The organism is Pseudomonas sp. IT-P171, from assembly GCF_949767765.1.
GTDB classification, from domain to species: domain Bacteria; phylum Pseudomonadota; class Gammaproteobacteria; order Pseudomonadales; family Pseudomonadaceae; genus Aquipseudomonas; species Aquipseudomonas fluorescens_B.
Genome location: NZ_CATKQN010000011.1, coordinates 837882 through 861347, shown reverse-complemented (window position 1 = coordinate 861347; position 23466 = coordinate 837882). Strand labels below are relative to the sequence as shown.

At 60.3% G+C, this 23466-nt stretch carries 22 protein-coding genes; 7 read left to right on the top strand and 15 right to left on the bottom strand.

Annotated features, from left to right (window positions below; genetic code table 11):
* Positions 1 to 185 precede the first annotated feature (185 nt).
* From ACM6I5_RS12395 to ACM6I5_RS12370, 6 genes are all read left to right on the top strand, one after another.
* Positions 186 to 1202 carry an AraC family transcriptional regulator gene (locus tag ACM6I5_RS12395; protein ID WP_017339056.1) on the top strand — a complete coding sequence of 339 codons (1017 nt, stop codon included), beginning with the start codon at positions 186 to 188 and terminating at the stop codon, positions 1200 to 1202.
* A 185-nt stretch (positions 1203 to 1387) separates the two neighbouring features.
* On the top strand, positions 1388 to 3046 hold the full coding sequence (locus ACM6I5_RS12390) for an AMP-binding protein (protein ID WP_414883934.1): 1659 nt from the start codon (positions 1388 to 1390) through the stop codon (positions 3044 to 3046).
* 22 nt (positions 3047 to 3068) lie between these two features.
* Positions 3069 to 3830 carry an SDR family NAD(P)-dependent oxidoreductase gene (locus ACM6I5_RS12385; RefSeq protein ID WP_414883933.1) on the top strand — a complete coding sequence of 254 codons (762 nt, stop codon included), beginning with the start codon at positions 3069 to 3071 and terminating at the stop codon, positions 3828 to 3830.
* A 12-nt stretch (positions 3831 to 3842) separates the two neighbouring features.
* Complete coding sequence (locus tag ACM6I5_RS12380) at positions 3843 to 5036, top strand: acetyl-CoA C-acyltransferase (RefSeq protein WP_017339053.1); 1194 nt, start codon at positions 3843 to 3845, stop codon at positions 5034 to 5036.
* 83 nt (positions 5037 to 5119) lie between these two features.
* Positions 5120 to 6247, top strand: coding sequence for an acyl-CoA dehydrogenase (locus ACM6I5_RS12375; protein WP_017339052.1), 1128 nt, complete (start codon positions 5120 to 5122; stop codon positions 6245 to 6247).
* Between the two features lie 45 nt (positions 6248 to 6292).
* On the top strand, positions 6293 to 7066 hold the full coding sequence (locus tag ACM6I5_RS12370) for an enoyl-CoA hydratase (protein ID WP_017339051.1): 774 nt from the start codon (positions 6293 to 6295) through the stop codon (positions 7064 to 7066).
* A gap of 123 nt (positions 7067 to 7189) precedes the next feature.
* Here the strand turns inward: ACM6I5_RS12370 and ACM6I5_RS12365 are convergent, their stop codons facing one another.
* From ACM6I5_RS12365 to argH, 11 genes are all read right to left on the bottom strand, one after another.
* On the bottom strand, positions 7190 to 8341 hold the full coding sequence (locus tag ACM6I5_RS12365) for an acyl-CoA dehydrogenase family protein (protein ID WP_414879243.1): 1152 nt from the start codon (positions 8339 to 8341) through the stop codon (positions 7190 to 7192).
* Positions 8342 to 8344: 3 nt separating this feature from the next.
* Positions 8345 to 9451, bottom strand: coding sequence for an enoyl-CoA hydratase/isomerase family protein (locus ACM6I5_RS12360; RefSeq protein WP_414879244.1), 1107 nt, complete (start codon positions 9449 to 9451; stop codon positions 8345 to 8347).
* A 220-nt stretch (positions 9452 to 9671) separates the two neighbouring features.
* Positions 9672 to 10379, bottom strand: a complete 708-nt coding sequence (locus ACM6I5_RS12355; RefSeq protein WP_414879245.1) for an HPP family protein — start codon at positions 10377 to 10379, stop codon at positions 9672 to 9674.
* A gap of 159 nt (positions 10380 to 10538) precedes the next feature.
* A complete protein-coding gene (locus ACM6I5_RS12350) occupies positions 10539 to 11717 on the bottom strand; it encodes an MFS transporter (protein WP_414879246.1) in 1179 nt (392 codons plus the stop codon).
* A gap of 79 nt (positions 11718 to 11796) precedes the next feature.
* Positions 11797 to 13146 carry an MmgE/PrpD family protein gene (locus tag ACM6I5_RS12345; RefSeq protein ID WP_414883932.1) on the bottom strand — a complete coding sequence of 450 codons (1350 nt, stop codon included), beginning with the start codon at positions 13144 to 13146 and terminating at the stop codon, positions 11797 to 11799.
* Positions 13143 to 14030, bottom strand: coding sequence for a polysaccharide deacetylase family protein (locus ACM6I5_RS12340; protein WP_414883931.1), 888 nt, complete (start codon positions 14028 to 14030; stop codon positions 13143 to 13145). The genes ACM6I5_RS12345 and ACM6I5_RS12340 overlap by 4 nt, the downstream gene beginning before the upstream one ends.
* Positions 14023 to 14871 (bottom strand): polysaccharide deacetylase family protein, encoded by an 849-nt coding sequence (locus tag ACM6I5_RS12335; protein ID WP_414883930.1) that lies wholly within the window; start codon positions 14869 to 14871, stop codon positions 14023 to 14025. Before ACM6I5_RS12335 ends, ACM6I5_RS12340 begins: the two co-directional genes overlap by 8 nt.
* Before the next feature lie 184 nt (positions 14872 to 15055).
* Positions 15056 to 15880, bottom strand: a complete 825-nt coding sequence (locus tag ACM6I5_RS12330) for an ABC transporter substrate-binding protein (RefSeq protein ID WP_414883928.1) — start codon at positions 15878 to 15880, stop codon at positions 15056 to 15058.
* A 39-nt stretch (positions 15881 to 15919) separates the two neighbouring features.
* Positions 15920 to 16684 carry an amino acid ABC transporter ATP-binding protein gene (locus ACM6I5_RS12325; protein WP_017339042.1) on the bottom strand — a complete coding sequence of 255 codons (765 nt, stop codon included), beginning with the start codon at positions 16682 to 16684 and terminating at the stop codon, positions 15920 to 15922.
* Positions 16685 to 16694: 10 nt separating this feature from the next.
* The gene (locus tag ACM6I5_RS12320) at positions 16695 to 17573 is read right to left on the bottom strand and encodes an amino acid ABC transporter permease (protein WP_017339041.1); all 879 of its coding nucleotides are present in this window, start codon (positions 17571 to 17573) and stop codon (positions 16695 to 16697) included.
* Between the two features lie 150 nt (positions 17574 to 17723).
* Positions 17724 to 19151 (bottom strand): argininosuccinate lyase, encoded by a 1428-nt coding sequence (gene argH / locus ACM6I5_RS12315; RefSeq protein WP_017339040.1) that lies wholly within the window; start codon positions 19149 to 19151, stop codon positions 17724 to 17726.
* Positions 19152 to 19458: 307 nt separating this feature from the next.
* Here argH and ACM6I5_RS12310 point away from each other — a divergent pair, with 307 nt between their 5' ends.
* On the top strand, positions 19459 to 20430 hold the full coding sequence (locus ACM6I5_RS12310) for a LysR family transcriptional regulator (protein ID WP_414883927.1): 972 nt from the start codon (positions 19459 to 19461) through the stop codon (positions 20428 to 20430).
* On the opposite strand, the gene ACM6I5_RS12305 is transcribed toward ACM6I5_RS12310, so the two are convergent.
* Genes ACM6I5_RS12305 through ACM6I5_RS12290 form a run of 4 tightly spaced genes read right to left on the bottom strand, consistent with a single transcriptional unit; the run spans position 20375 to position 23309 of the window.
* On the bottom strand, positions 20375 to 20977 hold the full coding sequence (locus ACM6I5_RS12305; protein WP_414883926.1) for a GNAT family N-acetyltransferase: 603 nt from the start codon (positions 20975 to 20977) through the stop codon (positions 20375 to 20377). The genes ACM6I5_RS12310 and ACM6I5_RS12305 overlap by 56 nt on opposite strands.
* Positions 20967 to 22103 carry a hypothetical protein gene (locus tag ACM6I5_RS12300; protein WP_414883925.1) on the bottom strand — a complete coding sequence of 379 codons (1137 nt, stop codon included), beginning with the start codon at positions 22101 to 22103 and terminating at the stop codon, positions 20967 to 20969. Before ACM6I5_RS12300 ends, ACM6I5_RS12305 begins: the two co-directional genes overlap by 11 nt.
* Entirely contained in the window at positions 22087 to 22482 is a 396-nt protein-coding gene (locus tag ACM6I5_RS12295; RefSeq protein ID WP_414883924.1) for a hypothetical protein, read from the bottom strand. Before ACM6I5_RS12295 ends, ACM6I5_RS12300 begins: the two co-directional genes overlap by 17 nt.
* A complete protein-coding gene (locus ACM6I5_RS12290; protein WP_414883923.1) occupies positions 22479 to 23309 on the bottom strand; it encodes a hypothetical protein in 831 nt (276 codons plus the stop codon). The genes ACM6I5_RS12295 and ACM6I5_RS12290 overlap by 4 nt, the downstream gene beginning before the upstream one ends.
* Between the last annotated feature and the right edge of the window lie 157 nt (positions 23310 to 23466).

Here is a 23466-nt window from a genome sequence, read left to right as displayed (position 1 = left end):
CTCATTACCAAATGGTAATCATTGGCATTAACCTGAACCTAAGCTGAACAGATCAAAAGATCACAGCCTTCGGCAGCTCCTACAGGTAATGCATACCAAATGCAGGCGCTGCCGAAGGCTGCGATCTTTTGATCTTATCGGGCTAATATGCGCACCATTCATAAAAACAGGGCACACCCCGCTCAATGTCGGAAAAAGACACCATCTCCATTCAACTGGTGCGTGAAGCACTGTTGCAAAGTTGCGCCCCCGGCGCCTCCACCGACGAGGTGTTGAACAAGGTCGGCATCGATCCGGGGCTGCTCGAATCGACCACAGCCCGCGTGCCGGCCACCGCGTACGCACGGCTTTGGCGCTTGCTGGCGCGGCGTCGGGACGATGAATTTTTTGGCATGGACCCGCGCAAGCTCAAATCCGGCAGTCTGGCGTTTCTGTGCCGCTGCTCCATGGTCCAGCCGAGCCTCGCTGCCGGCCTGACCTCGGGGCTGGGGTTTCTGTCGTTGATGCTCGAACACCTGCCCGCGCAGCTGGTTCGCCAGCAAAGCCTCGCAGAGATCGTGCTGCTGGAAGACGACCAGGACCCGCGTCGCGCCTTTACCTATTTCACCTACTGGATGATCGTTCACGGCGTTGCCTGTTGGCTGGCGGGGCGACGGATTCCGATTCTGGCCATCGAGTTGCGCTGCCCGCAGCCGGATTTCTGTGACGACTATCAGGTGATGTTTTCCGAGAACCTGCGTTTCGACCGGCCGCGCACCCGGATGATTTTCTCCGCCGACTGCCTGGATTTGCCGATCAAACGCAGCGCCGAAGAACTCAAGCGATTCCTGGCCCATGCGCCGGCCAATATTCTGGTCAAGTACCGCGACCCGGAGAGTCTGGCAAGCCGGATCAAGCACGATTTGCGGCAGTTGCCCGCCGAACAGTGGCCAGAGACCGAACCTCTGGCGCAACAACTGTGCATGTCGGCCTCGACCTTGCGTCGGCGACTGGCGGAAGAGGGGCAGACGTATCAGGGGCTCAAGGACAGCGTGCGCAAGGAACTGGCCATTGTCTGGCTGGCTGAACCGAGTATCAGCTTCGCCGAGATCGCTACGCGGTTGGGGTTTGCCGATGCGAGTTCGTTCTATAAGGCTTTTCGCAAGTGGTCGGGGTCGAATCCGGGGCATTACCGGAGTTTGATTCTGAACGAGGCCGACTGATCCGGATTTTGTAGTGATCGTGCCCGCGATGGCGGCCGCCCAGGCGCCGCATTCCTCAATTCTTGGCCAAACCAGTCAGACAACTTGATAGCTTTGACCATTGCCCCACCCCCCGCGCAGAGCGAGTATTTCCCTGTTGGTTACGGTTCCCCCCAGCCTAATAAAAATACAGAGGGATTCTGGCAATGCGAGATTACTTGTCTGCCACGTCACAGTTCAATTATCAGCACACCGTCGATACCGCACTCGCGGGCGATCTGACGGCCCTCAATGCCTGCGTCGAGTGTTGCGACCGGCATGCGTTGCCAGGCCGCATCGCGCTGTTCTGGGAAGGCCGCGACGGCACCAGCGCCACGTACACGTTCAGCGAGCTGCAGGACAAGGCTGCGCGTTTCGCCAATTTCCTCCTGGCTCAGGGCGTGAAGAAAGGCGACAAGGTCGCCGGCCTGCTGCCGCGCAATATCGAATTATTGGTCACCGTGTTCGCCACCTGGCGCATCGGTGCGGTGTATCAGCCGTTGTTCACCGCATTCGGCCCCAAAGCCATCGAGCATCGCCTGAGCAGTTCCGGCGCCAAAGTGGTGGTGACCGACGCGGTCAACCGCTCCAAACTCGCTGAAGTTGCCGACTGCCCGACCATCGTCACCGTCGGTGGCGCGAAAGGCCAGGGCATTGTCCGCGGCGATTTCAGTTTCTGGGCCGAACTGGCCAACTATTCCCCCGAGTGCGAGCCGGTGCTGCTGACCGGGGAAGAGCCGTTCCTGCTGATGTTCACCTCGGGCACCACCGGTCCGTCGAAGGCGTTGTCCGTGCCGCTCAAGGCCATCGTCGCCTTTCAGAGCTACACCCGTGACGCCGTGGACTTGCGCCCGGAAGATGCATTCTGGAACGTCGCCGATCCGGGCTGGGCCTACGGCATCTATTTTGGTGTGACCGGGCCGATGTCGATGGGGCATCCGATCACCTTTTACGATGGCCCGTTCACCCTCGAAAGCACCTGCCGGGTGATCAACAAATACGGGATCACCAACCTCACCGGGTCGCCGACGGCATATCGTTTGCTGATCGCCGGTGGCGACGAGTTCGCCAAATCGATCAAGGGTAAATTGCGCATTGTCAGCAGTGCCGGCGAGCCGTTGAACCCGGAAGTGATTCGCTGGTTCGCCGACAACCTCGGCGTGGTGATTCATGACCATTACGGCCAGACCGAATTGGGCATGGTCCTGTGCAACCACCACGGTCTCGAACATCCGATTCACCTGGGCGCAGCCGGTTTTGCCTCGCCAGGCCACCGCATCGTGGTGCTCGACGACGAGTACCAGGAGCTGGGCGTCGGCCAGCCGGGCATCCTGGCCATCGACCGCACTCAGTCGCCGATGTGCTGGTTTGCCGGTTACGAAGGCGCGCCCACCAAGGCCTTCGTTGGCAACTATTACTTGAGTGGCGACACCGTCGAGTGGAACCCGGACGGCAGCATCAGCTTCGTCGGCCGCAGTGATGACGTGATCACCACCTCCGGCTACCGCGTCGGGCCGTTCGACGTGGAAAGCGCGTTGATCGAACACCCGGCTGTGGTCGAAGCGGCGGTGGTGGGCAAGCCCGATCCGGAGCGCACGGAGCTGGTCAAAGCGTTCGTCGTGCTCAGCGCGCAATACCGCGCCGCCCCCGAATTGGCCGAAGAGCTGCGCCAACATGTGCGCAAGCGTCTGGCCGCGCACTCGTACCCCCGTGAAATCGAATTTGTCAGCGAGTTGCCGAAAACCCCAAGCGGCAAATTGCAGCGCTTTATCTTGCGCAACCAGGAAATCGCCAAGGCTCAAGAGGCCGCGGCGAAGAACGCTTAAGCTTGAATCCAAGGACACAATGATGCAGATCGAAAACAAGGTTTTTCTCGTCACCGGCGGTGCCTCCGGGCTCGGCGCGGCCACGGCTGAAATGCTGGTCGCAGCCGGCGCCAAAGTGATGCTGGTGGACATGAACGCCGACGCTGTTGCGGCCCAGGCTGAACGTCTCGGTGTGCAAAGCGTGGTCGCGGACATCAGCAACGAAGCGGCCGCTGAAGCGGCGGTGCAGGCGACGGTCAAGGCCTTTGGCGGCCTCAACGGCCTGGTCAACTGCGCCGGCATCGTCCGTGGCGAGAAGATCCTCGGCAAGAACGGCCCGCACGCGTTGGCCAGTTTCAGCCAGGTGATCAACGTGAACCTGATCGGCAGCTTCAACATGCTGCGTCTGGCATCGGCGGCGATCGCCGAAACCGAGCCGGATGCCGATGGCGAGCGCGGGGTGATCATCAACACTGCGTCGGCGGCGGCTTACGATGGCCAGATCGGCCAGGCGGCTTATGCCGCGTCCAAAGGCGCGATCGTCAGCCTGACCTTGCCCGCTGCTCGTGAACTGGCGCGTTTCGGCATCCGTGTGATCACCATCGCTCCGGGCATTTTCGAAACCCCGATGATGGCCGGCATGACCCAGGAAGTCCGCGATTCCCTGGCCGCTGGCGTGCCGTTTCCGCCACGTTTGGGCAAACCGGGCGAGTATGCCGCGCTGGTCAGGCATATCATTGAAAACAGCATGCTCAATGGCGAGGTGATCCGTCTCGACGGCGCCTTGCGCATGGCCGCCAAGTAAGGAGGATTTGTCATGACTATTGCCAACGATCCAATCGTTATCGTCAGCGCCGTCCGCACCCCGATGGGTGGTTTCCAGGGCGAACTGAAAAGCCTGACCGCGCCACAACTGGGCGCTGCCGCCATTCGTGCTGCGGTTGAACGTGCAGGTTTGGCGCCGGATGCCATTGAAGAAGTGCTGTTTGGCTGCGTGTTGCCCGCCGGCCTTGGCCAGGCCCCGGCCCGTCAGGCTGCGCTGGGTGCCGGGCTGGATAAATCGACCCGCTGCACCACCCTGAACAAAATGTGCGGTTCGGGCATGGAAGCGGCCATCCTGGCCCACGACATGCTGATCGCCGGCAGCGCCGATGTTGTCGTGGCCGGCGGTATGGAAAGCATGTCCAACGCGCCGTACCTGCTGGACCGCGCCCGCAGCGGTTACCGCATGGGCCACGGTCGTGTGCTCGATTCCATGTTCCTCGATGGCCTGGAAGACGCCTACGACAAGGGCCGCCTGATGGGCACCTTCGCCGAAGATTGCGCCGAAACCAACGGCTTCACTCGCGAGGCTCAGGACGCGTTCGCCATTGCCTCGACCACCCGCGCGCAGCAGGCGATCAAGGACGGCAGCTTCAAGGACGAAATCGTGCCGCTGACCGTGACCGTCGGGAAAGAGCAGGTGGTGATCAGCAACGACGAACAACCACCGAAAGCCAAACTGGACAAGATCGCCTCGCTCAAGCCGGCGTTCCGTGAAGGCGGCACCGTGACGGCGGCCAACTCCAGTTCGATTTCCGATGGTGCGGCGGCGCTGGTATTGATGCGCCGTTCCGAAGCTGAAAAACGCGGTTTGAAACCCCTTGCGCTGATCCATGGCCACGCGGCATTCGCCGACACGCCGGGCCTGTTCCCGGTGGCACCGATCGGTGCAATCAAGCGGTTGATGAAGAAAACCGGCTGGTCGCTGAACGACGTCGATCTGGTCGAAGTCAACGAAGCGTTTGCCGTGGTCGGCATGGCCGCCATGACCCACCTGGAAATCCCTCACGAGAAACTCAACGTACACGGCGGCGCCTGCGCCCTGGGCCACCCGATCGGGGCCTCGGGTGCTCGGATTCTGGTGACCTTGCTCTCGGCCCTGCGCCAGAAAGGCCTGAAACGCGGTGTCGCAGCGATCTGCATCGGCGGCGGTGAAGCCACGGCGATGGCCGTGGAATGCCTGTACTAGGCCAACCTCACCCCTGTGGGAGCCATCCAGCAGGCTGGCTCCCACAGAGTTCTGTGGCGTACCCCGGATTTTAAGGATTCACCATGATTCCCAATGACGACCAACAACAGATCCGCGACATGGCCCGGCAGTTTGCCCAGGAACGCCTGAAACCGTTCGCCGCCGAGTGGGATCGCGAGCACCGTTTCCCCAAGGAAGCCATCGGCGAGATGGCCGATCTGGGTTTCTTCGGCATGCTGGTGCCGGAACAGTGGGGCGGTTGTGACACCGGTTACCTGGCCTACGCCATGGCGCTGGAAGAGATCGCCGCGGGCGACGGCGCCTGCTCGACCATCATGAGCGTGCACAATTCGGTCGGTTGCGTGCCGATCCTCAACTACGGCAACGACGATCAGAAAGAGCGCTTTCTGAAACCGCTGGCCAGCGGTGCGATGCTCGGCGCTTTCGCGTTGACCGAACCGCAAGCCGGTTCCGATGCCAGCGGTTTGAAAACCCGCGCCCGTCTCGAAGGCGATCACTACGTTCTCAACGGCTGCAAGCAGTTCATCACCTCCGGGCAGAACGCCGGGGTGGTGATCGTGTTTGCGGTGACGGACCCGAGTGCCGGCAAACGCGGGATCACCGCGCTGATCGTGCCCACCGATTCGCCAGGCTATAAAGTCGCCCGCGTCGAAGACAAGCTCGGCCAGCATGCCTCCGACACCTGCCAGATTCTGTTCGAAGACGTCAAAGTACCGGTGGCCAATCGCTTGGGCGAGGAGGGCGAAGGTTACCGGATCGCCCTCGCCAACCTCGAAGGCGGCCGCGTTGGCATCGCCTCACAATCGGTGGGCATGGCCCGCGCCGCGTTTGAAGCGGCCCGGGACTACGCCCGTGAGCGCGAGAGTTTCGGCAAACCGATCATCGAACACCAGGCCGTCGCGTTCCGTCTGGCCGACATGGCAACCCAGATCGCCGTCGCCCGGCAGATGGTGCATTACGCCGCGGCATTGCGTGACAGCGGCAAACCGGCGTTGGTAGAAGCCTCCATGGCCAAACTTTTCGCCTCGGAAATGGCTGAAAAGGTATGCTCCGCCGCGTTGCAAACCCTCGGCGGTTACGGTTACCTGAACGACTTCCCGCTCGAGCGGATCTACCGCGACGTGCGGGTCTGCCAGATCTACGAAGGCACCAGTGATATTCAGCGCATGGTCATTTCGCGCAGTCTCTAAAAAACACCTACAGAGATTGAGCGTTATGCAAAACAGGAGTTATTTATGAGTTACGAAACGATTTTGCTGGAAACCCACGGCCGTGTCGGCCTGATCACCCTGAACCGTCCGCAGGCGCTGAACGCGTTGAACGCGCAGATCGTCAGCGAGCTGAACCACGCCCTCGATGGCCTGGAAGCGGATTCGAACATCGGTTGCATCGTGCTGACCGGCTCGAAGAAAGCCTTCGCCGCCGGTGCCGACATCAAGGAAATGGCTGAGCTGACCTACCCGCAGATCTACCTCGATGATCTGTTCAGCGACAGTGATCGCGTGGCTAACCGCCGTAAGCCGATCATCGCTGCGGTCAACGGTTTTGCCCTGGGCGGCGGCTGCGAGCTGGCGTTGATGTGCGATTTCATCCTGGCGGGTGACAACGCGAAGTTCGGTCAACCGGAAATCAACCTCGGCGTGCTGCCGGGCATGGGCGGCACCCAGCGCCTGACTCGCGCAGTCGGTAAAGCCAAGGCGATGGAAATGTGCCTGAGCGGGCGTTTGATCGATGCGGTGGAAGCGGAGCGTTGCGGGATTGTCGCGCGGATCGTTCCGGCGGATGAATTGCTGGAGGAAGCGCTGAAAGTCGCGACGTTGATCGCCAGGAAGTCGCTGCCGATTGCGATGATGGTCAAGGAAAGCGTCAACCGCGCGTTTGAGGTGAGCCTGTCGGAAGGCGTGCGCTTTGAGCGTCGGGTGTTCCATGCGGCATTTGCGACGCAGGATCAGAAGGAAGGAATGGCGGCGTTTATTGCCAAGCGTGAGGCGGAGTTCGTCGGCAAGTAATGCGGCGTCCTTGCGGACGCCATCGCGGGCAAGCCCACTCCCACAGGTTCTCCTGTGTACACAACATCTGTGGACACCGGAGATCCCTGTGGGAGCGGGCTTGCCCGCGAAGCTTTTAAGGCTTCACACCTGGTAGTTCTTGAGCTCCCGGGCAATCACCATTCGCTGTATCTCGCTCGACCCTTCATAAATCTGCGTAATCCGTGCATCCCGGTAGTAACGCTCCACCGGGTAATCCTCCAGATACCCGTACCCGCCATGAATCTGCATCGCTGACGAGCAGACCTTTTCGGCCATTTCCGAGGCAAACAGCTTGGCCTGCGAAGCCTCCGAGAGACACGGCTTGCCGGCACTGCGCAAGCGCGCGGCATGCAGGATCAGCAACCGTGCAGCATTCAGCCGGGTGTGCATGTCGGCCAGCATGTTGGCGATGCTCTGGTGTTCGATGATCGGCTTGTCGAACTGCACCCGATCACGGGAATAGGCCAGCGCCGCTTCGAACGCGGCACGGGCGATGCCCAGCGCCTGCGCGGCGATGCCGATGCGCCCGCCTTCGAGGTTGGAGAGGGCAATGGCCAGGCCTTTACCGCGTTCGCCCAACAGGTTGGCTTCGGGAATCGTGCAGTTGCTCAGGGTCACCGCGCAGGTATCGGAAGCGCGAATGCCCATCTTGTGTTCGGTGCGATCCACGATGAAACCGGTGGTATCGGTTGGCACCAGAAACGCTGATATACCGCGCTTGCCCAGATCCGGGTCCGTCACGGCAAACACGATTGCCAGTTTCGCCCGTTTGCCGTTGCTGACAAATTGCTTGGCGCCGTTGATCACCCACTGGCCGTCGCGCAGTTCGGCGCGGGTGCGCAGGTTGTGCGCTTCGGAGCCGGCTTGTGGCTCGGTCAGGCAGAAGCAGCCGATGGCCTTGCCGCTGGCCAGGTCCGGCAACCAGGTCTGTTTCTGTTCGTCGGTGCCGTAGTTCATGACCGGCCCGCAACCCACGGAATTGTGGATGCTCATGAGTGCGCCCGTGGCGCCGTCACCGGCGGAAATCTCTTCCACCGCCAGGGCGTAGGCGACGTAATCGACATAAGTGCCGCCCCATTCCTCGGGCACCACCATGCCCAGCAAGCCGAGTTCACCCATCTTCGCCACCAGGCCGTCATCGATCCAGCCGGCCTTTTCCCAGGCTTGCGCGTGGGGCGCGATTTCGCCGCGGGCAAAATCCCGGGCCATGTCGCGGATCATGACTTGTTCTTCGCTCAATTCGATATCGTGCATGGCTCAGCTCCCGCTCCGGTCAAACCCTGTGAAGAAACTCGCGACGTGCTTGGCGTCCAGCGCCTGCAAGGTCGGCGGGTTCCAGCGCGGGCTCTTGTCTTTGTCGATCAGCAAGGCGCGCACGCCTTCAATCAGGTCGCCGCGCTCGAACCACTGACGGTCCAGGTGCAGCTCGAGGGCGAAGCAGTCTTCCAGGCTCAAGTGCCGGCCGCGCCGCAGCATTTCGAGGGTTACAGCCATGGCCAGCGGTGAACGGCTTTCCAGCAGATCGGCCGTGGTCATCGCCCATTCATGGCTGTCGGCAACCGTGACTTCGCGCAGTTGCTCAACAATACTCGGGACGTCGGGGAGGGCGAAGAAGTGATCGATGGCCGGGCGCAGTTTGCTCAGTGGCGCATCGGGCAATTGCTGCACCGCGAGTTGCGCCAACAGGCCCTGCAGGTCTTTTAGCGGCGTGTCGTGCCATTCCAGCTGATCGAGGTGTTCGTCCAGCGCCTCCAGTTTGTTGCTGTCCAGGTACCAGTCGGCCAACCCGCAATAGAGGGCGTCGGCTGCGCGAATCTGCACGCCGCTGACACCGAGGTAAATACCCAGTTCGCCGGGAACACGCGGCAGGAAGTGACTGCCGCCCACATCCGGGAAGTAACCGATCGCCACTTCCGGCATCGCCAGGCGGCTTTTCTCGGTCACCACCCGCAAGTCGGCCCCTTGTACCAGCCCCATGCCGCCGCCCAGGACAAAACCGTCCATCAAGGCGAGTACGGGTTTGCGGTAATGGTGGATAGCGAGGTCGAGGGCGTATTCCTCGACAAAGAAATCTTTGTGCAGCGTGTCGCCATTCTTGAAGCTGTCATACAGCGAGCGAATATCACCGCCGGCACAGAAGGCTTTCTCGCCTGCGCCGCGCAAAACCACGGCGTGAATCTGCGGATCGTTTGCCCAGGCGTCGAGCTGGCGGTGCAGGTGGCGGACCATGTCCAGGGTGATCGCGTTGAGACCGGCGGGGCGATTGAGGGTCAGGTGACCGATGTGGTTGCGAACCTCGGCCAGCACTTCATATTGCGTGGCATCCATGGACGAAGTCCCCTTCGATGAAACCTGAGCAGTCATCAGTAACTCCCTGCTTTTATTGTTCTTTATAGAGACGCTTGCGCGCGAGCGATGCTGGATCGTACCAGTGCAAATTTGCCATGTACAACCGGGATATGTGCAGTACGAGTCTGCATTTTTACCTTAGGTCGAAAGCAAAAGATCGCAGGCTTCGGCAGCTCCTGCGCCGGATCGTGTTCCAACGCAGGAGCTGCCGAAGGCTGCGATCTTTTGATCTTCTTCAACCCTTTCGAGAAAACACATCCCCAATGCTGCGGCGTTTGGCATGCAATTCACTGACGTGAATCAATTGCTCAAGGTCTTCAGGCGTGACGTCGAAGAAGGCCTCCATTTCCGCCAGGGCCAGTTTCAAATCCTCGGCGGTGATGGCCTGGCGATCGATCGGCGGATGATCGGCAGGCACCACGGCCACCGGTTCACTGGCGCGCTTGGGGTAACGAATGCGCGTCAGGTTGTTATAAGCCAGGGCGCTGAACAACATCGTCGAAGCGCCGAGCATCACCGGGGCGAGGGCTTTCCAGTCCAGGGCGATGGTCGCCGGATCGGCCAGCACCAACGTCAAGGCCACTGCGCCGGCCGGCGGATGCAGGCAGCGCAGCCAGCACATCAGGATCAGTGCCATGCCAGCGGCCAGGCACGCGCTGCCGAGTGTGCGTCCAAGCACATGAGCGACCAGCAGCGCGATCACCCCGGCACTCAAGTAGCCGCCGAGTATCGACCAGGGTTGCGCCAGCGCCCCGGAGGACACCGCGAACAGCAACACCGCCGACGCACCCAGCGGTCCGATCAGGTGCTGCGCGACTTCGATGCCGAAAACCTGGGAGCAGAGCCAGACGCTGAACATCGTGCCCAACGCCATGCCGATGGCAGCGCGGCTCCATTCCGAGGGTCGGGTATTGATGGCGGCAGGTAACCAGCGAGCAAGCATTTGGCAAATGACCCATTGAAAAAATCTAGGCAAAAAAAAGGCTTAGCTGGGATACCCAGAAAGCCCTTGAAGGTGTTCCAACTATTGGGGGAGGAACAGGACACAGTGTGCCGTTCATTCGACATGCTGACAAATTCATATTAATGCAGTTTGAGTGCATTATTTTTGAGGTAAGGCGACTCGACGACCACTCATGAAACACAGGAAACCACCCATGGCCGTCAGTGCGCTCAGCGCATAAAACATCGTCGGCGCCGGCGTGTGCATCAGGAGGAAGCCGCAAATCACTGGACTGAGCGCGCCCCCGAGAGCGGCGAGGTTCTGCGCGCCGTAGTAGCTGCCACGCAATTCCTCGGGCGCCAGGGTGTCGACGAAGAGGAATTCGGCGGGGTAAATGATCATTTCACCGAGAGTGAAAATGAACATCGCCACGCACCACGACACCAGGCTGTCAGCCAGGCTGAAGCCGATCAGGCCAAGGATGAACAGGCTGGTACCACCGGCAATCCAGTAACGCAGTTGTTCGCGCTTGAGGAAACGCCCGATCTGGTATTGCAGCAGGATCACGCTGATGGCGTTGCAAGCGAGCAGGGCGGCCATGGTTTCCAGGGCGCGCTTGGAGTCGTGGGTCACCAGCAGGTATTGCGACAGGTACAGGGTGAATCGCCCGTGGACCACGGTGCTGAGCAGACAGCCGCAGGTAAACATGATCAGCGTGCGGTCGTTTTTCAGGGTGATCAGGGTTTTCAGGAAACTCTGTGGCTGGCCGATCGCGGGCGTCTGCGCCGAGTCCCTGGGGATTCCGCTCATTAAAAAGATACTGAAAAACGCGATCGCGCCGGCAATCAGGAACGGCGCAATCGGGTACACCCCGGCAATCACCACGCCGAGCATCGGGCCGGTGGCGTAGCCGATGTTGGTCAGGGTGTAGCGCAGTGAAAATGCCTTGGCGCGCTGGCCCATGGGCAGGTTTTCGCTGAGGATTGCCTTCGACCCGATCAGGAACAGCGCTGACGCCGTTTCAGTGATCACCAGGGTGAGGGTGGTCAAATACAGGTTTTCGGCGAAGGTCAGCAGCACGAAACCGATGGCGCTGGAGAGCATGGCGAGGATCAGCAAGCGACGTTTTTCGAGGCGGTCGATAATGTACCCGCCGTAGAGCGCGAGCAGGGTGGCGATGAACACCGCGATGCCCAGCAGCAAGCCAACGTCCTGTTGGTTGAGGCCGAGCTTGTTGCTCAGGAACAGCGTCAGCAACGGGCTGGTGATGGCGCGGCTGACGACGATGGTCAGCGAGACGATCATCAAGCGGCGGATAACAAGCGAGTAAGTGGCCACGGCGGGGCAAATGTCCTTATTCAGATTCTGTAGTGTTCGGCGTGAGACCGAGTTGCGGCCATCGCGGGCAAGGCAGGATTCAAGTCAACCACCGATCCAGCGACCGAACCGATTCGAGTTCTTCCAACCGCCACAACGGCTCAGCCAATTCTTCAGCCTGCGACCTTGGCATCACCCGTCCGGCCAGACTGAAAAACTTCTGCTCCAGCGCCTCGTCACTCAACGGATTACCCGGCGCACCCAACGGTGGATCGACACAAAGGCGGGCCTGCCGACCGTCCACGGTCTGCACGCTCACAACGGGCTCGCCATCCTCTGACAGTCGCAGGTCCACTTCAAGGCGAATACGCGACATCCACTGGGCAATCCGCGGATCGCCTCGCTGTTCATCGTCATAGGCTTCCAGTCGACAATGGCCATGCACCAGCCGGGCGGCGAGGGCATACGGCAGGCTCATCTGCGCGGCCGCCAGCGTGCTCACGTCCTGACCGCCGCACATGTCCTGCAGGAAACCGCACAGCGAGACCTGTATGTCCTCGACCTGATCGACGGTGACCTGCAGTTGTTCCAGCAGCAGTCCCAAGGCGTCGATGGCCGAGTGTGTCCCTCGGCATGAGGCATATGGCTTGATTGAACAGCGGGCGAGTTTCCACACAGTCCCGAGATCCGCATCCAGCGCTTCAGGTTGAGCCGTCCCGGTGGCCAGGGTCTTTAGAAACCCGCCCCAGACGTCATCGAATAACTTCGTCGGCCCCGTGATGCCTTGCAGAGCAAACCGCGCCGCGAGCAGTCCACCCTCGGCGGCTCGGCCGCTGTGCAGTTTTTTGCTTTGCGAGCCGTCGTGGATGAAGGCCCACAATCCGCCACTGAAACTGCCGGCGATGCCGAGTGCCGCCACCATTTGTCCGGCGTTCAACCCCAGAATGAGCCCACTCGCGGCTGCCGCGCCGAAGACGCCACAGGTCGCCGTGGAGTGCCAGCCGGCGCCGTTGTGCGCCGAGTAACCGCCGCAGGCTTCGAGCACGCGGCGGCCGACGTCGTAGCCGATGACCACGGCGGTGATCAACTCGCGACCGCTGACAGGTCGAGCGGACATCGACACCGCAGCCATCACCGCCGGCAACACCACCGCGCCGGAATGATCGCAGCCACCAGTGTCGTCCAGTTCCAGTGCATGGGCGGCGACGCCGTTGAGCATGGCGGCCTGCGCGGCGCCGACCCGCACATCCGTGCCCCAGACCCGCGCGGTGCCGCTTTCACCCTCGAACACCTGCCGTGCCTGCTTTGCCACATCGCTGCCAGCCCCGGCCAGCGTCGCGCCAAAGGTGTCGAGGATATGCCGCGTGGCTTGCGCTACCAGTGCCGGCGGCAAGTCTTCAAATCGTGTGTCGACACAAAACTGCGCCAGTCTTTGCAAGCGTTCGGTCATAGCAGGTAATCCCGATAATGTCGCTCGTACACCGACGCCGGGTGATCCTCGGCCACGGGCGGCGCGGATTCGGCCCACCATTGAGCGACTTCGGCACCGCTGGCGATCCAAACGTCGTCGTGTTGCTGAATGCCCTGCAGCAGTTCGCGCAACACGCCAATCCGTCCCGGCGTGGCAATGATTTCGGGGTGCAGGCGCAGCACATAACAGAGCCCGAAGCGGTGAAACCCGGCGAAGTCCATTTGCAGGTTGCCCAGGGTGTGGCTGTAGGAAGCGATCCGCGATTGCGCCGGTGGCACCGCCGGGCTCAGGTTGAAGGCGAAGTAGGGTTCGTCTTCCAGTTCGTAATGCAATGGCAGCTCGATCACGCCGGGCGCCGTGGGGTGAGCGAACGGCAAATCATCGCCACGCCACGAGGAAGACCAGCGAATGCCTTGATCCCGTAATGCCTCGATGAACCCCGGCGCACCGTTGCCGGCCGGAACGCGAAACCCGGTCGGGCGTTGACCGGTCAGCGCTTGCAACGCTTCGCAGCCGCGGGCAATCTCGGCGGTCTGCTGCTTCAGATCGAGGGTGTCGTAGTTCTGGTGACGATACCCGGCGCAGGCAACCTCATGCCCACCCGCCTGAATCGCCCGGATGTGTTCCGGGTTCTCCTCGGCAACGATGCCGGGGACAAACCAGCTGCTGCAAACACCCAGTTCTTCGAACAGACCCAGCAAGCGGTCGACGCCCCGTTGTGTGCCGTAACGCCAGACTGACAGCGTTTTGTCGCGCCCGGCGACTTCGGGCGCCTGGGTGAGAATGCCGTGGATGTCGTTGTAATCGACGGTCAGCACCACGGCGCAGCGGTAGCCTTTGGGCCAGAGAATGGAATCAGCCATAGTGATGCTCCTTCAGCCACCACTGGGCGACATCGCGGCAGGTGGCAAACCACACGTCGTCGCGCTGGCGCATGTGTTCGAAGAGTTTTTCCAGCAACAGGATGCGTCCTGGTTTGCCGGTGATCTTGGGGTGGAACAGGGTGGTCAGGCACAACCCTTCATTCATGGCACCGTCGTATTCTCGGCACCAGTTGTCCAGGGTCAGCTCATAACTGGCGGTGCGGTCCAACCCGCTGGGGAAGTCCGGCGCGCGGGTGTAGGCGAGGGAGGCGTAGTCGTCCATTTCCCAGCGGCCGGGGATTTCCACCAGCGGCGTTTCGAAGCCCGGGACGTTGACCAGATAGGGCCGGTCATCGCCGCGCATGCTGCTGGAATAGGCCACGCCTGCTTCCACCAGCATCGCCGGCGTCTCGGCCCGCCAGTCGCCGGACGGTGTGCGGAAGCCTTCAGCGCGAATGTTCAGGTATTTCCAGAACACCTCGCGGGATTTGTTCATCACGTCCTTTTGCTGTTCCAGCGTCAGGGCGTAAAAGGATTCGTGTTTGTAGCCGTGGTACGCCACCTCATGCCCGCGCTCGACGATGGCCTGGCACTGTTTCGGCCAGTTCTCCACGACCCAGGCCGGAACGAAGAAGGTGGTCGGAATCCGGAACTCATCGAGCAGATCGAGAATCCGCGGTAGTGCGCGGTAAGGGCCGTAACCACCGAAACCGAAGTACTCGGGCTTGTGCCAGATCGTGCCGTTGAGCATCGCATCGCCGGTGGGGCCATCGAGGTCGAAGGCCAGGGCGAGGCAAGCTGTGTGCTGGCCGGGCCAGGTGGGTTGGGGTGAGGAGGACATCAGTAGCGCTCCAACTTTTATCAGTTAACACCGGCGCAAGTGGGCGCGAGATTGCCCGCGAAAGTGGTGTGTCATTCAACTTAAATGCCGGCTGACAGGGCCCCTTCGCGAGCAAGCTCGCTCCCACAGGTTTATGGGTTGGTCACAACATTGCGATCGACCGAGACCTCTGTGGGAGCACGCATTACTTGCCCGCGTTGATGGTCGCCGTCTTGATCGCGCCCAATTCCAGGTCCCATTTTTTCAGGATGGTGGCGTAGCTGCCGTCATCGATCATGCTCTGCAACGCGACTTTCACCGCTTCGCTCAGCTCAGGCTTTTTCTTGCTCAGGCCCATGCCGGAGAACTGCACGGAAATCGGCTGGCCGACGGTTTTGTACATGTCCTTTTCTTGAGTTTTCAGGTACGACAAGGTTTCGCTGCCTTGCATCGCCGCATCGATACGGCTCTGACGCAGTTGCGCGCGGGCATCCGCCGAACCTTCGGTACCGACCACCACGATGGCCGGTTTGCCGGCGGCTTCGCAGTGGGCCTTGCTGTATTCAGCAATTTCCGCCGGGAACGTGGTACGGCGGCTGGTGCCGACTTTCTTGCCGCACAGGTCGGTGATTTCGTTGAAGTCTTTGTTTTTCTGCAACGTGTAGAACTGTGGACCGCTGGTGAAGTAGTCAACGAATGTCACGCTGGCCTGACGCTCGACGGTGTCGGTCATGCCTGACAGCACCATATCGACGCGGTCGGTGGTGAGCGCGTTGATCATTTGCTCGAAACCGGTTTCCTGCCATTTGATCTTCACGCCCAGACGCTCGGCCAGGGCGTTGCCCAGGTCATAGTCGAGGCCGGTGAGGGTGTTGGTGGCCGGGTCCTTGAAATCCATCGGCGGGTAGTTCGGCATGATCGCGACGACGATCTCGCCTTTTTCCTTGATGCTGGCCGGCAATTCGGCGGCGAAGCTGACGCTGGATGCCATCAGGCTTGCGAGTACTGCTGGGATAACGAAGTTCTTCATGGTCGTTCTCTTATGAGTGTTGTGAGCGCCAAAGGGCACTTAGGTTCGAACGGCAGAAATGAAGCTTTGGGTGCGTGGGTTTTGCGGACTTATTAGTATTTCTTCGGGGCTTCCAGCCTCCACGATCTGCCCGCCGTCCATGAACACCATGCGGTTGGAAACCTCACGGGCGAAGCCCAGTTCATGGGTGACGACGATCATGGTCATGCCGGTTTGCGCCAGATCGCGCATCACCGACAGCACCTCACCGACCAGCTCCGGGTCGAGTGCCGAAGTGGGTTCATCGAACAGCATCAGCTTGGGTCGCATGGCCAATGCACGGGCAATGGCGACGCGCTGTTGCTGACCACCCGAAAGCTCGATCGGGTAGCTGTTGCGCTTGTCGGCCAGGCCGACGCGGGCGAGCAGTTCCACGGCTTCTTCGTGCGCCTCTTTGGGCGAACGCTTGAGCACCTGGCACGGCCCTTCGATGATGTTTTGCAGCACAGTCATGTGCGGGAACAGGTTGAAACGCTGGAACACCATGCCGGTGGACAGGCGTTGACGGGCGATCTGCGCTTCGTTGAGTTCGTGCAGTTTGTTGCCGGCGATGCGGTAACCCACCAGTTCGCCGTCGACCCACAGGCCGCCCTTGTCGATTTTCTCCAGCTGATTGATGCAACGCAGCAAGGTGCTTTTACCGGAGCCGGACGGGCCGATGATGCACAGCACTTCGCCTTGCTCGACTTCGATGTTGACGTCCTTGAGCGCGTGGAACTGGTCGTAATACTTGTTCAGGCTCACAGCCTTGACGATGCTTCTCATGTGGGGCTCCTCAAGAACGCTTGCCGGCGCCGCGAGCGAAACGACGCTCCAGACGGCTTTGACCGAAGGACAGGACAGTGACGGTGGCCAGGTACCAGATACCGGCGACGATCAGCAGCTCCATGACCCGGGCGTTGGCGTAGTAAATGTTCTGGGCGTTGTAGAGCAATTCCGAGTACTGGATGACGCTCGCCAGGGAGGTCATTTTCACCATGCCGATGAATTCGTTGCCGACCGGCGGGATGATCACCCGCATGGCCTGGGGCAGGATGATCCGGCGCAGCGCCTGCAGGCGCGGCATGCCGATCGACTTGGCGGCCTCGTACTGTCCGGTGTCCACCGACAGCAGGCCGGCGCGTACCACTTCCGCTGTGTAGGCGCCCTGGTTGATGCTCAAACCGAGGAGGGCGGCCACGAAGGGCGTCATCAGGCTCACGGTGTCCATTTCGAACAGGCCGGGGATGCCGATGGTGGGGAAAATCAGCGCCAGGTTGAACCACAACAGCAGTTGCAGGATCAGCGGCGTGCCGCGGAACAGCCAAGTGTAGGTCACCGCCACGTAGCGCAGGATCGGGTTGGCCGACATGCGCATGATCGCCGTGATCACCCCGAACACAATGCCCAGCCCCATCGCCAGCACCGCCATGACGATGGTATTGAGCAAGCCCCACATGATGGCCTGGGAGGTGAGGAACTGGCCGATATACGACCATTCGATCTTGCCTTCGGCAAAGGCCCGCACCAGGCCGAAGATCGCGATGACGATCACGGTGGCGAAAAAGATCCGCCCGTAATAACGCCGTGGCACGTGATCGTACTGGGTGATATCGAACTGGTTTTCCGCCAGTTTGCGCTCCGCCTTGAGTCGTTCTGCCTGAGTCTGGCTCATGTTGTTTCTCCGTACTGTTCTTTCAAATCCAACACAGATCCTTGTGGGAGCGAGCCTGCTGGCGATTGCGGTGTGTCAATCAGCGAATGCTTGTCAGACAGAGCCAAATCGCTAGCAGGCTAGCTCCCACAGGGTTATGCGTGGCGGCCGTTAGAGACGGAAGCCCTGATAGTTCTCGGTCCATTGCTGCTGCGCCGCGAGGGCGGTCTTCAACCGACCGATCTGCTCGCGCACCTGCTGCGGTGCGGTACCGCCCCAGCCACTGCGAGCGGCGATGGCGGCTTCGAGGGTCAGGCTGTCGCGCACTTCCGGGGTGAGTCGCGGATCGATCTCGGCCAGCAGCGCAGGGGACGCTTCCCACAATTCGATGTCGTGCTTCTCACAGGCCTGAACCAGCGCGCCGGTGATTTCATGGGCCTCCTTGAACGGCACGCCGCGCATCGCCAGCCAGTCGGCCACTTCGGTGGCCAGGGTGAAACCGAGCGGTGCCTGACGCCGCAATTCTTCGACGTTGACCTTCATGGTCGCGACCATTCCGGCCATCGCCGGCAGCACCAACAGCAAGGTATCGACGCTGTCGAGCACGCCGTTCTTGTCTTCGCTCAAGTCGCGGTTGTACGACAGCGGCAGGGATTTCAACGTCGAGAGCAGGCCGGTGAGGTTGCCGATCAGGCGGCCAGCCTTGCCCCGGGCCAGTTCGGCAATGTCCGGGTTTTTCTTCTGCGGCATGATCGAGCTGCCGGTGGCGTAGGCATCATCCAGGGCGACCCAGCGAAATTGCCGCGACGACCACAGGCAGAATTCTTCTGCGAGGCGGGAAATATTGATGCCCAGCATGCTGGCGATAAACAGGAACTCGGCGACGTGATCGCGGCTGGCCACGGCATCGATGGAGTTTTCGCAAACGCCGCTGTAGCCCATTTCCTTGGCCGATTGTTGCGGCAGACGTGCGATGGCGGAACCTGCCATGGCGGCGGCACCCAGCGGCGACAGCGAGGTGCGAACGTCCCAGTCCACCAGGCGTTGTACGTCACGCAGCATCGATTGCGCGTGAGCCAGCAGGTGGTGAGCGAAGACGATCGGCTGCGCTTGCTGCAAGTGGGTGAAGCCCGGGCAGATGCTTTCGATGTGTTGCTCGGCCTGATCCACCAGCGCCTGTTGCAGAGCCAATACTTCAACGGCGAGGGTGCGCACGTGGTCACGCAGGAACAGACGCAGGTCATTGGCGGTCTGGTCGTTGCGCGAGCGGCCAGCGCGCAGTTTGCCACCCAAGGCGCCGAGGCGCTCGGTCAGCAAGCGTTCGATAAAGGTGTGGACGTCTTCGTCGTCGAGGGTGGGCGCGATGCTGCCGGCGTTGAAGTCAGCACCGATACCTTCCAGCGCGGCGAGCATGGTCAGGGTTTCCTGCTCGCTCAACAGCCCGGCGCGTTGCAGTTCACGGGCATGGGCCTTGGAACCGGCGAGGTCGTACGGGGTGAGACGAAAATAGCGCTCGGGGCAACGGGACAGGGCCGCCAGGGCTTCGGATGGGCCGCTTTTGAAGCGAGCACCCCAGAGACGGTCGGTGGTTTGAGACATTGTTGTTTTCCTCGTCGGTAAAGCGAACTGAAATCGGTGTGCCGGGCCGCAAACACCCGCCGCAAATCAATGGGGCGTGGTCAGGCCTGTTCAATATTCAACGGCAGGGGAAAAGCGCAGTTGCGTCAATGCGAGAGCTGATCGAAGTGTCAGCTTTTAATGGTTCGAAATCAGTGAGTTGGCACTGAAGTACGGAGATTATTAGCGGTTGCCAAGCCTGGTTTTCTGTGTTCATTATTATTGGCCAGCTATGTTTTTGTTGTTGGGCACAGGTTGTTGAATAGCGCGCCAGAGGTAAATAAGCATTATGGAAACCCCACTTTCCAATTCCGGAAACCCCGCGCCAAAACCGGTGCAGCGGGCACCGTTGGCCCTCAGCGGACTGGATTTCAAACTGCTCAAAGTGTTCAAGGCCGTGGTCGAGGCCGGTGGTTTCAGCGCGGCGCAGAACGAGCTGAATGTGGGGCTGGCCGCCATCAGCAAACAGATATCCGACCTCGAGATCCGCATCGGCATGCGCCTGTGTACCCGAGGCCGCGAGGGTTTTCATCTGACCGAAGAAGGTCGTCTGGTGTATCAGGCGTCGATTGATTTATTTGCCTCGGTCGACAACTTTCGTGATCGGCTTAGTTCAGCGCAGAACGAACTTGTTGGTGACCTTGGTGTGGGCGTTATTGACAATACTATTTCCGATGTTAATTCGCCGTTAGTTGCAGCGCTTAAACGAATAAATGAAACGTCACCGAAAGTAAGGTTTCAACTTCAGTCGTCGCAGCTGGATGAAGTGGAAAGAGGCGTCGTAGAGGGACGGTTAGTGGCTGGTATCGTTCCTGTTTATCAGAAACGTGAAGAGTTCGATTATTACGCGTTGTATGAAGAACGCTCGGAGGTTTACTGTGCGGTGGGTCACCCGTTGTTCGCGGTGCCGGAGACAGAAATCAACAGCGAGGTGCTCAAGGATTACGAGTGCATCAACCACCGCTACGCGATCCACCGCGACAAATTGAATTTTGCCCGGTATGACAGCTTTTCGGCCTGGGCCACCCAGGTGGAAGCCGTGGCGTTACTGATCAAGACCGGGCGCTTCGTCGGTTTTCTACCGCAGCATTACGCCGCTTCAATGGTCGCCCAAGGGCAGTTTCGCGCGGTACGCCCCGACCTGATTCATATCAGCACGCCGTTCAATCTGATCCTGCGACACAACACCGTGCGCAGTCCGCTGGTCAAGGCGTTCGCCCAGGCGATGGGGGTTGATTTGAAGGCCCCGGTTCAAGGCTGAAGCGCATCGCGCAACGGCGTCCACCGGGTAATCCGTGAGCGATTTCGTCGTTTAATACCCGGGTTAATCGCGGTCCTGTTTCAGCCGGGCTCAATGTTGCGAAGCCCATGCGCCGATAAAACAGTTCATTCCAGGGCAAGTCGCGAAACGTGGTCAAAGTCAGACCGGCGAGTTCTTGCCCGCGAGCGTATGAAACTGCGGCTAACAGCAACTTTCGCCCGATGCCCCGGCCCTGAAAGGGCTGGCTGACGGACAGTTCCTGAATATGCAGTTGGTTGTCGACTTCCTCCGCGCTGAGAAACCCTGCAAGTGCACCCTCGGCCGATTGCGCCACCCAAACCGGTCCGGTCTTTATTGCCTGTTGATGGTGTTCGGCATCGGGCACCGGGCTGTCGGCCAGCCAGGCCAATGAAGGGTCGCCGCGAAACAATTGAGCAGCGCTACGTTCGATGTCGGGGAGGGCGGGCGCGTCGGTAACCAGGGCGCGGCGCGCAATAATCGTCAAGTCTGTCACGGGGTAGATATCATCTTGATTTTCAGCGCTCATGCGCGGTGTTTTCGGTCGAATTCAAGCGCTGCACCTCGGCAAAAATCTCGGTGATCGGGCGTCGCGGTTGGCGTTTATGCAGGGCGCGGACCTGATCGCTCAGGCGCAGCAGTTCTTCACTCGGTTTCGCCCATTGTTCCTTCGGCAACGGCTCGGACCACTGGCGCATCACTTCGGGCATGGCCTGCGGGGCCATTTTTTGAAGGCGGCGGATTTCCCATTCGGTCAGGTGGTTGGGAATCGTCCACAGGGTCATGACGTGATACAGGTACCAGAAGAAGCCAGATACTCGACCCCGTTGGCCGTCGCGGATTTGCTGATGCATGCGTGCGCGAGCGTTGTGGAAAGTGTGCAGGCCTTCGTGGGGTGGGTCGTTCGGGCCTTCCAGGTCTAGCGGGTCCTGAATGGATTTGAGGTCGTGGATTTCGTATTCCATGTAACCGCGGATGGCTTCCCAGTGGCTGATGGCCAGCGAAAGACCGAAGCAGGGAAATTCGACGCTGGTCAGGGTCTCGCCGTGCTGGAAACCGATGCCCATGCCGTATTGGCGGTGGATGCCGTATTGGGTCGCGCCTTGGGCTTCGATGACCCAGGCGGAGAGGAATTCCCAGGGGACGAAGAGCGGTTCGGTGGCGCCTTCGGGCATGAAGCAGACTTCGCGGCGTTGGCGGTTGAAGCGGGTTGGGATGATTTCGGCGCGTTTGTTGTGATAGTGGAGCCAAGTGCAGAGGAGGATGGCTAAGGCGGAAATTCCGGTAACTAAGGCATATCCATAAATGGCGAAGAATAAATCAAGGACAAATTCCCATGTGTATGCGAAGTCATATCCGAACATAAGGCCCATGCAGCCAATTCCTAGCGGGATTAGGAACGTGATCATGAAAGCGCCACTGAATGGTAAGCCTAATATGAGCTGCCATGAAAACACCTGAGGTGAACCCAGCCCGAAGTCCATGTACGCGTCATTTAGTTCCCCGATATGAGGGGCATGCGGTGGCAACGCTGTCGGCAATGGCAACGGCGCGAGATAAGTAATTCTCCCACTGGGAAACGGCTCAACATCTCCGGCTTTTCGGGATTGCTCAAGGTGCGGGGAAGGCAGAGGCACATCAATCTTGGTGGGCATGGTCGGCCAGCTCCAGCAGATGGGTTTCAACCAGCAACAATGGTGGATGCTCGGTAACGGATTGACGGGGCAACGCAGGAAAATGGTCCCTACCGCGCGGGTTGAGGTGAATAACGTCTATCAGCGATTCCCACACCCCTTTGGCGTTCAAGGTCTGTAAGCAGACCGCCAGCTCCAGTGTTTCGGAGGCCGGGGTAAATTCAGAATCAGGATCCACGGGATACTGCAGGCATAACACCAGACGGTCGGGTCCTGTTTGCACGATGCGCAGGCTGGCCATGATTTCCTCGCTGATGACGTCCTTGCGTTTTCGCAGCGTGCCACGGCTATGGAGAGGAATGGCAATGCGGTGGGCGCGGGCATTGAATACACAACTCATGTGCGACGTTTGTCGGTCGGAGTTAAACGCTGCACTTGCGCAAAGATCTCGGTGATCGGGCGTCGCGGTTGGCGTTTATGCAGAGTGCGGACCTGATCGCTCAGGCGTAGCAGTTCTTCACTCGGTTTCGCCCATTGTTCCTTTGGCAACGGCTCGGACCACTGGCGCATCACTTCGGGCATGGCCTGCGGGGCCATTTTTTGAAGGCGGCGGACTTCCCATTCGGTCAGGTGGTTGGGAATCGTCCACAAGGTCATGACGTGATACAGGTACCAGAAGAAGCCAGATACTCGACCCCGTTGGCCGTCGCGGATTTGCTGATGCATGCGTGCGCGAGCGTTGTGGAAGGTGTGCAGGCCTTCGTGGGGTGGATCGTCGGGGCCTTGCAGGTCTAGCGGGTCCTGAATGGATTTGAGGTCGTGGATTTCGTATTCCATGTAACCGCGGATGGCTTCCCAGTGGCTGATGGCGATGGGCAGGCCGAAGCAGGGGAATTCGACGCTGGTCAGAGTCTCGCCGTGCTGGAAACCGATGCCCATGCCGTATTGGCGGTGGATGCCGTATTGGGTCGCGCCTTGGGCTTCGATGACCCAGGCGGAGAGGGATTCCCAGGGGACGAAGAGCGGTTCGGTGGCGCCTTCGGGCATGAAGCAGACTTCGCGGCGTTGGCGGTTGAAGCGAGTGGGGACGATGGTGGCGCGCTTGTTGTGATAGTGGAGCCAAGTGCAGAGGAGGATGATCAAGGTAGAGAAGCCGGTTATCAGGGCTATTCCGTAGGCCTCATTGAAAACCCCTTCTATGGCATGAGAAACATCGTCCCAACTCATCCCGAACACAAAGAACATAAAGCCGACAAATAGAGGTATCAAAAATGCGATCAAGAGGGCACCACTGAACGGTAATCCTAATACGACCTGCCATGAAAACACCTGCGGTGAACCCAAGCCAAAGTCCATGTACACCTCATTCAGATCCCCGATATGC

Bases quoted from the DNA above. Each gene is read 5' to 3' on its own strand.
- ACM6I5_RS12345 (WP_414883932.1), bottom strand. From the start codon at position 13,146: ATGACCGAACGCTTGCAAAGACTGGCGCAGTTTTGTGTCGACACACGA.
- ACM6I5_RS12295 (WP_414883924.1), bottom strand. From the start codon at position 22,482: ATGAGTTGTGTATTCAATGCCCGCGCCCACCGCATTGCCATTCCTCTC.
- ACM6I5_RS12380 (WP_017339053.1), top strand. From the start codon at position 3,843: ATGACTATTGCCAACGATCCAATCGTTATCGTCAGCGCCGTCCGCACC.
- argH (WP_017339040.1), bottom strand. From the start codon at position 19,151: ATGTCTCAAACCACCGACCGTCTCTGGGGTGCTCGCTTCAAAAGCGGC.
- ACM6I5_RS12355 (WP_414879245.1), bottom strand. From the start codon at position 10,379: ATGCTTGCTCGCTGGTTACCTGCCGCCATCAATACCCGACCCTCGGAA.
- ACM6I5_RS12320 (WP_017339041.1), bottom strand. From the start codon at position 17,573: ATGAGCCAGACTCAGGCAGAACGACTCAAGGCGGAGCGCAAACTGGCG.
- ACM6I5_RS12325 (WP_017339042.1), bottom strand. From the start codon at position 16,684: ATGAGAAGCATCGTCAAGGCTGTGAGCCTGAACAAGTATTACGACCAG.
- ACM6I5_RS12300 (WP_414883925.1), bottom strand. From the start codon at position 22,103: ATGCCCACCAAGATTGATGTGCCTCTGCCTTCCCCGCACCTTGAGCAA.
- ACM6I5_RS12290 (WP_414883923.1), bottom strand. From the start codon at position 23,309: ATGAGTTGGGACGATGTTTCTCATGCCATAGAAGGGGTTTTCAATGAG.
- ACM6I5_RS12395 (WP_017339056.1), top strand. From the start codon at position 186: ATGTCGGAAAAAGACACCATCTCCATTCAACTGGTGCGTGAAGCACTG.
- ACM6I5_RS12340 (WP_414883931.1), bottom strand. From the start codon at position 14,030: ATGGCTGATTCCATTCTCTGGCCCAAAGGCTACCGCTGCGCCGTGGTG.
- ACM6I5_RS12390 (WP_414883934.1), top strand. From the start codon at position 1,388: ATGCGAGATTACTTGTCTGCCACGTCACAGTTCAATTATCAGCACACC.
- ACM6I5_RS12385 (WP_414883933.1), top strand. From the start codon at position 3,069: ATGCAGATCGAAAACAAGGTTTTTCTCGTCACCGGCGGTGCCTCCGGG.
- ACM6I5_RS12370 (WP_017339051.1), top strand. From the start codon at position 6,293: ATGAGTTACGAAACGATTTTGCTGGAAACCCACGGCCGTGTCGGCCTG.
- ACM6I5_RS12360 (WP_414879244.1), bottom strand. From the start codon at position 9,451: ATGACTGCTCAGGTTTCATCGAAGGGGACTTCGTCCATGGATGCCACG.
- ACM6I5_RS12335 (WP_414883930.1), bottom strand. From the start codon at position 14,871: ATGTCCTCCTCACCCCAACCCACCTGGCCCGGCCAGCACACAGCTTGC.
- ACM6I5_RS12310 (WP_414883927.1), top strand. From the start codon at position 19,459: ATGGAAACCCCACTTTCCAATTCCGGAAACCCCGCGCCAAAACCGGTG.
- ACM6I5_RS12305 (WP_414883926.1), bottom strand. From the start codon at position 20,977: ATGAGCGCTGAAAATCAAGATGATATCTACCCCGTGACAGACTTGACG.
- ACM6I5_RS12375 (WP_017339052.1), top strand. From the start codon at position 5,120: ATGATTCCCAATGACGACCAACAACAGATCCGCGACATGGCCCGGCAG.
- ACM6I5_RS12365 (WP_414879243.1), bottom strand. From the start codon at position 8,341: ATGCACGATATCGAATTGAGCGAAGAACAAGTCATGATCCGCGACATG.
- ACM6I5_RS12330 (WP_414883928.1), bottom strand. From the start codon at position 15,880: ATGAAGAACTTCGTTATCCCAGCAGTACTCGCAAGCCTGATGGCATCC.